Origin of the sequence: Adhaeribacter arboris, from assembly GCF_003023845.1 — a bacterium.
In the GTDB taxonomy this organism is placed as follows: Bacteria; Bacteroidota; Bacteroidia; order Cytophagales; family Hymenobacteraceae; genus Adhaeribacter; species Adhaeribacter arboris.
In genome coordinates this window covers 4,118,467-4,130,526 of the sequence record NZ_PYFT01000001.1, presented here as the reverse complement: position 1 = coordinate 4,130,526, position 12,060 = coordinate 4,118,467, and the positions used below count along the sequence as shown (strand labels likewise).

The window sequence follows — 12,060 nt, the reverse complement described above, 5'->3', positions numbered from 1 at the left end:
TGGTCCAGAGCCTATTCGCTCCGCAAGGCAGTAACCGGGTTCGACACCGCGGCTTTGAGCGAATGCACGCTAATGGTAACCAGGGCGATTAATAAAGCGGCAGCGGCGGCAATCCCAAAAATCCACCACGAAATAGGAGTGCGGTATTCAAAATCTTGCAGCCACTGGCTCATGCCGTACCACGCGATGGGCCAGGCAATCAGGTTGGCGGCTAACACCAGCCTCACAAAATCACGGGATAGCATCACCATAATGTTGCTCACCGAAGCGCCCAGTACTTTGCGGATACCGATTTCTTTGGTGCGCTGCTCGGTGGTGAAAGAAGCCAGACCAAACAAGCCCAAGCAAGCAATAAAAATAGCCAGACCGGCAAATACCGCGAAGATGCGGCCCAGGCGTATTTCGGCCTGGTACTGGCTTTGCAAGCGATCGTTCATAAAAGTAAAATCAAAGGGGTGTTTGGCGTCAAAAGCGTTCCATTTTTGCTCGAGCTTGGCCAGGGTAGCGGGTAGGTCGGCGCCTTGCACTTTTACTACTAAAAACGAAGCGCGGCTAGAACTAGCGCTGAATATTAAAGGCTCTACCTTCTGGTGCAACGATTGAAAGTTAAAATCTTTAAGTACGCCTACCACTACGCTGCCAATAGAATCGTTGCCGCCATAGCTAATCCGCTGGCCTAAGGCATCTTCCGGTTTTTGCCAGCCAAAACCAGCTACCGCGGCTTCGTTGAGCATAATAGCCCGGGCCGTATCGGTGATAAAGCTTTTATTCAGGAACCGGCCCGCTTTTAACTCCAGGCCAAAGGTTTTCGCAAAATCAAAATCGGTGGGCAACACAAACCCGATAATGGAATTTTCTTTGGAATTTCCTTTGCCCATGGGGTGCATGGGCGTACGCCACCAGTTTTCGTCGGCGGGAATGGAGCTGGTGAGCGTGGCTTGCTTTACTTCCGGTAACTGCAATAGTTCTTCTTTTAAGGTCCGGGATTTTTTAAAATCCAAATTACCCGGAATATTTACCACTAACATTTGGTCCTGATCAAAGCCCAGGCGCTTGTTCTGCACGTACTGCATTTGGTTATACACCACGGCCGTACCCACAATCATGGCAATGGAAATAGCGAATTGCAAAACGACTAAGCCTTTCCGTAAAGTAGCCCCGTTGGTGCTGCCCCCGAATCTGCCTTTTAGTACCTGAACCGGCCGGAAACCCGATAAGTAGAAGGCGGGATATAAACCCGCTACAATACCCGCAAAAAACGTGAGGCTCAATAAGCCCAGCCATAAACTCGGGTTACTTAAAAAATTGATCTGGATGTATTTGCCGGATAACTGATTAAATAAGTTCAACGCCAGATACACGATAGCAATAGCTAATACCAGCGCCAACCCCGAAAGAATTAACGATTCGCTCAGGAACTGCCGAATAAGCTGGCTGCGGGAAGCCCCAATTACTTTGCGTACCCCAACTTCTTTGGAACGGTTTTGCGAGCGGGCCGTAGCCAGGTTCATAAAGTTAATGCAGGCCAGTAAAATTATGAACAGCGCTAAAGCCGAGAATAAGTACACATTTTTAATATCGCTCACGGGGGCTATTTGTCCACCGTAATTGGCATTTAAGTGAATATCCAGCAAAGGCTGAAGGTGCAGCGAAGGCGGCGGTGGATTACCGGGAGAGTGAGGTTGGTATTTTTTGGTGAAATCCGGTAATTTCTGTTCAAAAGCGGCCGCATTAAAATGATCATTCACCAGAATGTAAGAAGCAAGTCCGTACGCGAACCACTGGCTCAAAAAGCCGCCGCCCACTAAGCGCATGGGTACCAGAAAATCCGGGCGCACCTGGGTAGTACGCGGGATCTCGGCCAGAATACCCGTTACTTTTAAGGTGTTAGCGGATTGGGTTTCCAGTTCTATAATCTTACCCATGGGATCTTCGGTGCCGAAATACTTTTGGGCGAGTTCCTGGCTCAGGATAATGGAATTGGGTTCGTTTAAGGCGGTTTTGGGATTGCCGGCCACTAACGGATAATCAAATACCTGGAACAGCGTAGAATCTACAAAATAGCCGTTCGCTTCGTACAGGGCTTTATCGTGGTAGCGAATTAAAGATTGATTACCAGTACTCAGAAAGCGGACAAATTGCTTTACTTCCGGGAAATCTTGCTTGAGCTGCGGCGCAATGGCCGGCGAAGTAATGCCGGCTTTTTCCAGGGTGCCGCTATTATCCACGGTAATCGTGAGCCGGTAAATATTTTTGGCTTTACGATGGTTTTTCTCGAAAGAAAGCTCGTCCTGCACAAACAACAGAATAAACGTGCAGCAAGCAATGCCAACCGCCAGTCCGGCAATATTTATAAAAGAATACCCTTTGTGGCGTAACAAGTTACGGAACGCGATTTTCAGATAGTTTTTTAACATAGTGGTTGAATGGTCGAGTTGTCAGAATGGATAATGATTTATTGGGTATAAGCAGTTAACGGCTCCTTTTTAGTCGAGCAGTGCTTTAATAAAGCCTAGCTATAGTTGTACTAATAAAAATGCCACGTTAACAACTGCCTGTATTTCAAGTAGATGCAGCTGTTTTTTTTAATTTTTACCCGTAAAATCGTCCGGTTTTGATACAACTTTTGTTCGGTTTTGCAACAACTTGGTTCCGCTGAAAACAGCCGGATGTGGAGTAACAGAAAAGCATCCGGAATAACAGAACGGGCTCCAGTGTTCCGCGCCGCGTTATTGGGGGCTCTTGTTCTGGAAGTACCAGTCAAATAACTGCCAGCAAAATCCAGTTAAGCAAAGATGCAGGGAATAAGGCAATTAATTTAACCGTACTTTTCCTTTTCCTCCGTAAAGTCCGGGAATTAGTTTGAGATTTTACTTACACTAAGCTTTTAAATTTATTTACTTGTTCTTGTGCATGATTAAAATTTTACTAATTAGCAGAAAAAATTACCCGCCGAACATTTTATGGTATCTATTTCTAAAGCATTCTGTCTGCTCATCCTGCTGATTGTGGTAGGTGCCGTACGGGCCCAGGAGCGGAAGCGAGCCCGCGAATACGGCCTGAAAATAGGTATTTTGCTTCCGGGTAAAAACAACGCCATTACCGATGTGCCCGGTGTAAAAGTAGGGCACGTAACATTAAACGAAGGTGAAACCGTCCGGACGGGCGTAACGGCGATTGTGCCCCATAGTGGCAATATTTTTCAGGAAAAAGTACCGGCCGCGGTGTACGTGGGCAATGGGTTTGGCAAATTAGCCGGTAGTACGCAGGTACAAGAATTAGGTAACTTAGAAACCCCTATTTTACTCACCAACACCTTAAACGTAGCCAACGCTATAACTGCTCTGATTAGCTATACGTTGCAAGTGCCGGGCAACGAAAAGGTGCAATCGGTAAACGCGCTGGTCGGCGAAACCAACGATGGGTACCTCAACGATATTCGGGGCCGGCACGTAACGGAGGTGCACGCGCGGCAAGCGATTCAAGAGGCAAATGAAGGCCCGGTGGCCGAAGGCAACGTGGGCGCGGGTACCGGCACAGTTTGTTTCGGCTTTAAAGGCGGCATGGGTACGGCTTCGCGGCAGCTTACTCCGGAACAGGGGGGGTATACCGTGGGCGTGTTGGTACAAACGAATTTTGGCGGCGTATTGCAGATAAACGGAGCGCCGGTGGGCGAAGAATTAAAAAATTACCTGAACGAACAAATGAAAGCGAAAGCCGATGGTTCCTGCATGATGGTGGTGGCTACCGATGCCCCCGTGGACGCGCGTAACCTAGAACGAATGGCCAAACGGGCCCTGCTGGGCTTAGGTAAAACCGGCGGTATTGCCGCCAATGGCAGCGGCGATTACGTGATTGCTTTCTCCACGCACCCCAATCTGCGTATTCCGCATAATACACAAGCAAAAACCCAGACCGTAACGTTGCTGCGCAACGATGAGGTAACGCCTTTGTTTCTGGCTACCATTGAAGCTACGGAAGAAGCTATTTTAAATTCTCTTTTTAAGGCCGAAACTTTAATTGGGCGCGACCAACACCGTATTCCGGCCTTACCCATTGAACAAACGCTTAAAATTTTAAAAAAACACGATGCCCTCCAGCCCTAACCTTTTCGTTTACCATCAGCAGGAAATTATACCACTAGAGAAAGCTTATTTGCACATCAGCGATTTAGCGGTGCAGCGGGGCTACGGCATTTTCGATTTTTTTAAAATACAAAACAACGTGCCTTTGTTTTTAGATGATTACCTGGCCCGTTTTTACGAATCCGCCCGGCTCATGGATTTGCCAGTGCCTTTTACTCCGGATGAGCTTAAAAAAGTGCTGTACCAGTTAATGGCGAAAAACCAGATTCCGGAATCGGGCATTAAAATGGTTCTGACTGGGGGCTACTCCGAAGATGGCTACACCCCCGCTGCTCCCAACCTCATTATTACCCAACAACCAGTAAGTCTGCCCACCGAAGAAATAATTCAGCAGGGAATTAAAATTATTACTTATTCTTTCGTGCGGGAGTTAGCCCCGGCCAAAACCATTAATTACACCACTGGCATCCGGCTGATGAAAGAGGTAAAAGCCCAGGGTGCGACGGATGTTTTATACTATCACAACGAGGTTATAACCGAGTTTCCGCGCAGTAATTTCTTTATTGTCACCCATGATAATCAGGTGCGCACCCCGGAACAAGACGTACTCAAAGGTATTACCCGCAAAAATGTACTGGAACTCGCCGATAAAAAATACCCCACCGCAGCAGGAACTGTAACGCTTACCGACCTGGCCCAAGCCAAAGAAGCCTTCCTGACCAGCACCACCAAGCGCATTATCCCCATTGTGCAGGTAAACGACCAAATTATCGGCAACGGCCAACCCGGCCCGGTAACCCTCGACTTACTGCAGGATTTAACGACCCTGGAAAATCAGCACGCGCTGGTAGCAAGCTTTTAATGAATGGGTGAATGAGTGAATTTTGAATGAGTGGATGAGCGGATGCGTGAAGGTAGAATAGTAGAATTAAGGGCACTTTGTTATTCAATGCTATGCAATAGTAGCCGGAAAATACTGAAAAATCAGTATTGTAAATTTGCCCAAAAAGTTGTAATATACGGATACAATAGCTTTTAAATGAAGGAGTTAATTCTTAGTAGCAAAAGATTAACTCCTCTATTATACGAATTTTGGTTGTGGCAAATACCCTCCACAACAAAGTGCCTCTCGCCTCTTTTTAAATACCTCGGGCTACAGCTCCTTTAATGACCCGGACTATTTAGTTTTATTGCAGTCATTAGAAACCAGTAACTAAATTTTAAGAATTAAAACGTAACCAAAATGAAATTGTTAAAAATTAATTCGGTTAACGGCAATTATTTACCTACCGGAGGCAGTTTGTTTATTAATTTCCTTATTGCGGCGGCTTTCTGCTTTACAGGTTGTAAACAAGAGCTTGAATTAATTACTCCTTCGGAAAATGCTAGGCAGAATACTGCCCATAATGAAACGGAAACAACTATTTATGAAGCGGAACAGGCCTTTTTAAGCGGAGCGGTAATATCTGCTAATCAACCGGGTTATACCGGAACCGGATTTGCTGATTATGTACATGCAACAGATGATTTTATCGAATGGACGGTTAACGCTACGGCTGCCGGTTCGTTTATGCTGCAATTCAGGTATGCCAATGGCGGAACCACTAACCGACCTTTAAAATTACAGGTAAATGGAGTAACAGCTGCTGCAAATCTTGCTTTTTCTTCTACGGGCGGTTGGGCAACCTGGTCTGTTTCTTCGACAACCGCTAATTTAATTGCCGGAAACAATAAAATACGCTTAACCACAACCGGTGCCAATGGGCCCAATATCGATCATCTTGCAGTTAAAGTAGTTGTAACGCAATCCGGAACTCTTGAAGCAGAACAAGCCTTTTTAAGCGGAGCAGTAGTAACGACTAATCAACCCGGCTATACCGGTTCGGGTTTTGCCGATTATGTACATGCCTCCGGTGATTTTATCGAATGGACCGTTAACGCGACAACCCCCGGTTCCTTTACGCTGCAATTCAGACATGCCAATGGCGGCACTACTAACCGGCCTTTACAATTGCAGGTGAATGGCACCGTAGTTGCGGCAAGCCTGGCTTTTTCCTCCACAGGAAGTTGGGCGAACTGGGCGGTTTCTTCGGCAACGGTTAGTTTAGTAGCGGGAGCCAACAAAATACGATTAACTACCATTGGTTCTAACGGGCCAAACATCGATAACCTTACTTATAATACCGGCAGCACAAAGCACACGCTTTATATGGTTGATAATGGCTTTAATAGGCTTGTTTTCCTCAACCAAAAAGACCCTTCTAAAAACTGGACAGTATCGATTCCGAGCGGCTCGCGCGACCTGCAATTGGTCGCCAATAACAAGATACTCGTGAGCCACGGCAATGGCGCCGCCGAATACGACCGTACCACGGGCGCCAAAGGCTGGTCGATTAGTACCTATTCGGGTGTTTCGACGGCGCAGCGCCTGGCTAATGGCAATACATTGATCGGTTGGTCAAAAGGCGCTTCCGGCAGTACGCCCGCCAAAGTAATGTTATCGGAAGTAAATAGCGCCGGTAAGGAAGTTTCGAAAATAACGATCAATAATATTACTACCTTCCGCCTCGCTCGTCGGCTGGCGGACGGCCACACGTTAATCACCGGCGACACCAACAACGATTTAAAGTATAAGGTGATCGAGGTAGATGCGACCGGCACTATTGTCTGGCAGCAGTTGCTGTACGGTGGTAAGGGATACGTCGCTAATCGCCTTGCCAACGGCGACACGCAGGCCACGATGGGTCCTGTCGGCAACTTGTATCAACCCGGTAAGGATGACAACAAGCTGCTACAGCTCAGCCCGACTGGCGCTATCATCAAGTACTGGGGCGGCATGACCAATCACCCGAAAGCGCGGCTGAGAAAGTTCTCGGGCTACAGCGTTGTTCCCAACGGCAACATCCTCATTGCCAATTGGCTCGGCGACGGCAACGTCGGCACGGGGCCGCACGCGGTAGAATTCGATGGTAACAACAATCTGGTATGGAGTTGGGAGGATCACTCTGCCGCCCAGACCGTGACCAACCTTCTTGTAGTTGAGTAGTTTCGCACTTAATTCGCCAATATTTGGAGTAAGAACGGCCGGAAATTGGCTCCAGGAGAGGGTACAGTAAAACAGTTGATTTATATTGAAAACGTACCTTCTTTAAACAAAAATTGGTACCATGCGAAAGAAGGTGCATACACCATTACGGCAAAAGCAATCAACAGCAATGGGATATCCATTAAAATATGTTTGCTAATTACCACAACTATCACCGAAAAGAATTTGCTAAGTTACTATTAACGGTAACCTGGCTTCTCAGCGTACTTACGTGTTCGGGATATACTATTTATTATAATTATCAGCCACCACAAGTTAGTTTAACGGAGCTTGTTCTTCCGGTATATTCCAATAGTCAGAAATCTATATCATTAAGAAGGGCGGTACAACTTGGCTTTAAAAAGAAGTTAAATTATTATAATTTATACTTATTTCAGTTTGAGCAAATATTATTCGGGCATAACCAGATCTACCAAGTTAGGTTTGCCCTAGCCGCCAAACAGTACTTCTGGGTTAAAACTTTACAAAAGTTTTGTCTACTTAAAATTATTCCCGCCCATTCAAAAGAAAACCCGCCGCTTCTCGCTTAAGCTAATCTTTTCCCTGCCTGCTCTTGGCAGAAACAATTAAGTTTCATTAAGATTTTTGGGTTCCACGGTGTGTAACCTTTTAATATTTATTTCCTAAATCATGAAAAAATTAAGCAAAATAATTAAGCTAGCGGGTATCGTGTGTCTTATTGTTCTGGCCTCCATGGGGGTCGGACTCGGTGGGGCCGCGCCCATTTTACCTAAAAACCGGGCACGGTTTATTGAAACTGCCGTAAAAACAGAATTAATTGAAGTAAAAAAAGATAATGCAACTTTAACGGAGTCTACCGCCGAAATAAAAAATTAAAATATAAAACAGCCGCTCCAAATAAGGAGCGGCTGTTTTATTTAGGTGTAAATAGCCGTAAACAGGTTAGAAAGTGACTTTTCTTATTTCTCCATCAAATGTTTGAGCGATGTAAAAAGTTTTTGGGCCGCTTTTTTCAATGGAGTTCGGAAAATTTAGATTATTTAATAATGAAATATTCTTGTGAGAGGTAGATAATACTAGACGGCCGGAATTAGGAATAAATGTTTCTCCGGTCCAGGTACCATATTCTAACACCACTGGTTTCCCATCTACCCCTAGCTCCATGTCGGTTAAAATAGATAAATCGGTTTGGTAAACGGAGGTATTTCCGGCTAAATCAATTTGATAAATAGTAGCTTTTTTGGCCGGATAAGGAAAGCCCGTAAAGGTACAAACCAGGAATTTTTCCCCGTCGAAAATAATTCCGGTGGGTACTGCCTGTACCTGGTCTGGTTCTCCGCCCGGATTGTCGATGGGGGGAATAGCGGCAAACACGCTTAATTCTTTAGTTTCGGCATCCCGCCGGATAACGGCGTTCGCGGCTGCATCTACGATATACAAATCTCCTTCCGGGCCAACCGTCAGATTAAAAATATCCGTTTCTTCGGTGTTAAAATATTCTTTTACAAAAGCACCAATGTCTTCGTACTCCAGGTCGGAAGCTTTTAAAGGCTTATCCCCGGGTTGATAAGTAGAAATATTTAGTTTGTAGAGCTTGCCTTCTACCCCATGCAGCATGTACAAAATGTTATCTTTCAGCAGAAGATGATTAAGGCCAAAAATTGCTCCTTCGGGACTAGCAACCGAAGTAAAACCTTGAACTACGGGATGCACTTCTCCCTGGGCGGTAATAAAAGAAAGTTGTCCATCGTTTTTTTGGCCAGTGCCGGCTTCAGTAACCCACAATTGCCCCTGCGCATCGCTCTCTACGCCTAAAGGAGCCGTTAAACCCGTAGCAAACGCTTTCGACTTTGGCGGGCGGGGTTTGAGTTCATCCACAATGTCGTAGAATTCTTCGCAACCAGTAGCGCCTAATAACAGAAATAAAGAAAAGAGAAAAGTAATTTTACGGTGCATAGCTTTATTATTTAAGTGAAAAGAAGGTTAAAAATAGGAATGAACGGGTATTTACCATAAAAGTGTATGCCTACCCCGCAGGGCACCTTTATGGCCTAATTTTATATTAAACACACTTTAAATCATTTAATTAAGCCTACCTTTTACAGTATTCTTTTTTTGCTAGCGGCAATTACTTTTGATTTAAACTCATTTTAGGTAAAACACCGTTGCTACTTTCCCAAACATTATTGCTTTCATTGTGATCCGGGAAAACATGATCGGGATCATACGTTACCGATTCGATTTTTTCGGTGGACGGGTATCTAAAAGTCCAGCTTACATTTCTTTCCCAGATTTCAACCGGTAATGGCAGCCGGTCAGTTTTACCACTGGCCGTTTTTATTTCCAAAATTACCGGCATCGGCATTTTTTCCAGATTAGTAATGGTAATGTAAGCGCCTTTTTCGGGCTGGCTGTTTACATATACTACTTCGGTAACCGCCACATCCAATCGCCAGTTATTCAGAAACCAGCTGCGCCAAAACCAATTTAAGTTTTCGCCGGCCACATTTTCCATGGTTCTAAAAAAATCGTCGGGGGTGGGGTGTTTAAAAGCCCAACGGTTAATATAGGTGCGAAACGCGCGGTCAAACCGCTCCACTCCTAGTATCTGGTTTCGCAATATGGATAAGCCCAGACCCGGTTTGTAATAAGCCAAATTCCCGATGCTGGCCTCTTTCATGTTATCGGGGCTGCTAAAAACCGGCTCTAAATTAGGTGCCGTTAAATTAGGCGCTATTTTATGCAGGTCTAACTTAGGCTGTTTGTATTCCCCTTGGTTAAAATTTTCCGTAGCCAAAAAGTTAATGAAAGTATTAAATCCTTCGTCCATCCAGGCGTATAAACGTTCGTTAGAACCCACAATCATCGGAAACCAGGTATGGCCAAATTCATGGTCGGTAACGCCGAATAAACTTCCCTTCTGTTCTTGCCAGCCGCAAAAAACAATGCCCGGATATTCCATGCCGCTTACAATACTCGCCACGTTGGTGGCCGCGGGGTAAGGGTATTCGTACCATTGCTTAGAATAATTTTCGATGGAAGCTTTGGTGTATTCGGTAGATCTTCCCCATTTATCATTACCCGCACTTTCTTCGGGATAAGCAGATACCGCCAGTGATTTTTTACCGCTGGGAAGATTAATTCTGGCGGCATCCACGATAAACGCCGCCGACGAAGCCCAGGCAGCATCGCGGGTGTTGGTAATTTTAAAATGCCAGGTTAGCTCCGATTTTCCGGTGGGCCGGGAAGCTGCACTTTTTAGCTCCGCTGCCGACCGGATGGCTATTGTTTGCTCACTTTGCGCGGCGTTGGTCCATCTTTTCTGCTGATCAGCAGTATATACTTGCTGCGGATTGATTAACTCGCCGGAACCTACCACCAAATGATTCGCCGGAACGGTAATTTTCATATCCACGTCGCCGTATTCTAAGTAAAACTCCGATGGTCCTAAATAGGGATTTACATTCCAACCCGAGATATCATCGAAAACGGCTACCCGGGGATACCATTGCGCCATAGTAAAAATTTTACCATTCTTGGTTTCTAATACCCCCAGCCGGTCGGAGCCGTAAGAGGGTGCAATAAAAGAATAGTCAATTTGAAGCTTTAATTGGCCACCTTGCGGCTTAACTGCGGCTGGCAAGAAAACCTGCATGCGGGTATCTTGCGTGGTGTACGTAAGGGAAGTAACTGATTTCTCTTTTTTGTTATTCAGCGAAACCAGGGAAACTGCTTTTATTTTGTAGCCCGCATCAAATACTTGTCCGTGGCTGCCGTAGCGGCTCCCGGTTAACGGCAAAATAGCCGTAGCGCGCGCGTCTTGTTTAAAGGAGTTCTGTTCTAATTGCAGCCAGATAAAGGGCAATTCTTCCGGGCTATTATTGGTGTAGGTTAAAACTACCGAGCCGGCAATTTCATTTTTAGCTTCGTCTAATTTTACTGCTATTTCGTAATCGGCTTTGTTTTGCCAGTACTTTGGTCCCGGATTACCGCTGGCACTCCGGTATTCGTTGCCGTTTTTATTATAGAACAAAGGGTTAAAAGCGGCATTATAATTATAATTGGAAGCTATATTTTCGTGCGCATCTATGTATTTGGTTAAAATCTTAACCGTTTCCTTATCGGTAAATAAATAGAATTTCTCCAGGTTTTTAAACCAGATTAGCTGATTTGCTTGTGCATTTCCAAGCGAGTGATTCTTTATTACCGCAGGTTCTATACTCGTTTGAATCCAACTAAGAATCTTTTCTTTGCTTCTGTTTTCTGCGCTGGACTTTATTTGCTTTATATTTTCCTGTACAATCGTCCAGGGTAAATTATTTACTAACTCTTTTAAATACTTAGCATAAGCTTTTCTGAAGTTCTCATCCATTTTGCCTTTCGTATCCGTAAGCGCCCGAAGCATAGCTTCCTGTAATAAGCCAGCGGTAAGTTTTGTTGCAAGGTTTGTTTCCGCTTCTCTGGCCTGTTGGAGGAATTGTTCAGCCGGCTGATACTTGCCTTGTAAAGAGTAAATATCCCGCAGTGTCAACAGCAATTGTATTTCTACAGCTTTGTCGGCAAACTCGTATCTTTCTAAAGTATTCTTTACGTTGGGTTCCACCTGCGTCAGAAAAGCTGCAAATGCTTTTTCGTTTTGAAACAATTCCACCGCGGTTCCGGACACTGGGTATTGCTGGCGTGGAAGATCTTCGGCTTGGATAATGGTAGTTTTTTGGGCATAACTGCTACATGCAAATAGCAGCAGGAGTATTAGGGTTAATATATATTTTTTCAAAGCAACTGAAATTTTTGAATTTAAATTTAGTAGATAAAATTCTACCTCAATAGTTACTAAGATAAACTAGGTAACTGGTTTAACGAATACTTACCCGGTGCTTCGCTAAATTAAAAAGTAAAAATCAGGAA

Annotated in this window: 7 protein-coding genes; 4 read left to right on the top strand and 3 right to left on the bottom strand. The window is 45.0% G+C overall.

Going from position 1 to position 12,060, the window contains the following annotated elements:
- Positions 1-11: 11 nt before the first annotated feature.
- The gene (locus tag AHMF7605_RS17000; RefSeq protein WP_106931254.1) at positions 12-2,417 is read right to left on the bottom strand and encodes an ABC transporter permease; all 2,406 of its coding nucleotides are present in this window, start codon (positions 2,415-2,417) and stop codon (positions 12-14) included.
- 546 nt (positions 2,418-2,963) lie between these two features.
- Between AHMF7605_RS17000 and AHMF7605_RS16990 the strand changes: the two genes are divergently transcribed.
- From AHMF7605_RS16990 to AHMF7605_RS16970, 4 genes are all read left to right on the top strand, one after another.
- Positions 2,964-4,106, top strand: coding sequence for a DmpA family aminopeptidase (locus AHMF7605_RS16990; protein WP_106931252.1), 1,143 nt, complete (start codon positions 2,964-2,966; stop codon positions 4,104-4,106).
- Positions 4,090-4,947 carry an aminotransferase class IV gene (locus tag AHMF7605_RS16985; RefSeq protein ID WP_106931251.1) on the top strand — a complete coding sequence of 286 codons (858 nt, stop codon included), beginning with the start codon at positions 4,090-4,092 and terminating at the stop codon, positions 4,945-4,947. The genes AHMF7605_RS16990 and AHMF7605_RS16985 overlap by 17 nt, the downstream gene beginning before the upstream one ends.
- Before the next feature lie 381 nt (positions 4,948-5,328).
- Positions 5,329-7,131 carry a carbohydrate-binding protein gene (locus AHMF7605_RS16980; protein WP_106931250.1) on the top strand — a complete coding sequence of 601 codons (1,803 nt, stop codon included), beginning with the start codon at positions 5,329-5,331 and terminating at the stop codon, positions 7,129-7,131.
- A gap of 690 nt (positions 7,132-7,821) precedes the next feature.
- The gene (locus AHMF7605_RS16970) at positions 7,822-8,028 is read left to right on the top strand and encodes a hypothetical protein (protein WP_106931248.1); all 207 of its coding nucleotides are present in this window, start codon (positions 7,822-7,824) and stop codon (positions 8,026-8,028) included.
- A 66-nt stretch (positions 8,029-8,094) separates the two neighbouring features.
- Here the strand turns inward: AHMF7605_RS16970 and AHMF7605_RS16965 are convergent, their stop codons facing one another.
- Together AHMF7605_RS16965 and AHMF7605_RS16960 are read right to left on the bottom strand one after the other, a co-directional pair.
- Positions 8,095-9,108 carry a ScyD/ScyE family protein gene (locus AHMF7605_RS16965; protein WP_106931247.1) on the bottom strand — a complete coding sequence of 338 codons (1,014 nt, stop codon included), beginning with the start codon at positions 9,106-9,108 and terminating at the stop codon, positions 8,095-8,097.
- A gap of 172 nt (positions 9,109-9,280) precedes the next feature.
- Positions 9,281-11,929, bottom strand: a complete 2,649-nt coding sequence (locus tag AHMF7605_RS16960; protein WP_233219171.1) for a M1 family metallopeptidase — start codon at positions 11,927-11,929, stop codon at positions 9,281-9,283.
- Between the last annotated feature and the right edge of the window lie 131 nt (positions 11,930-12,060).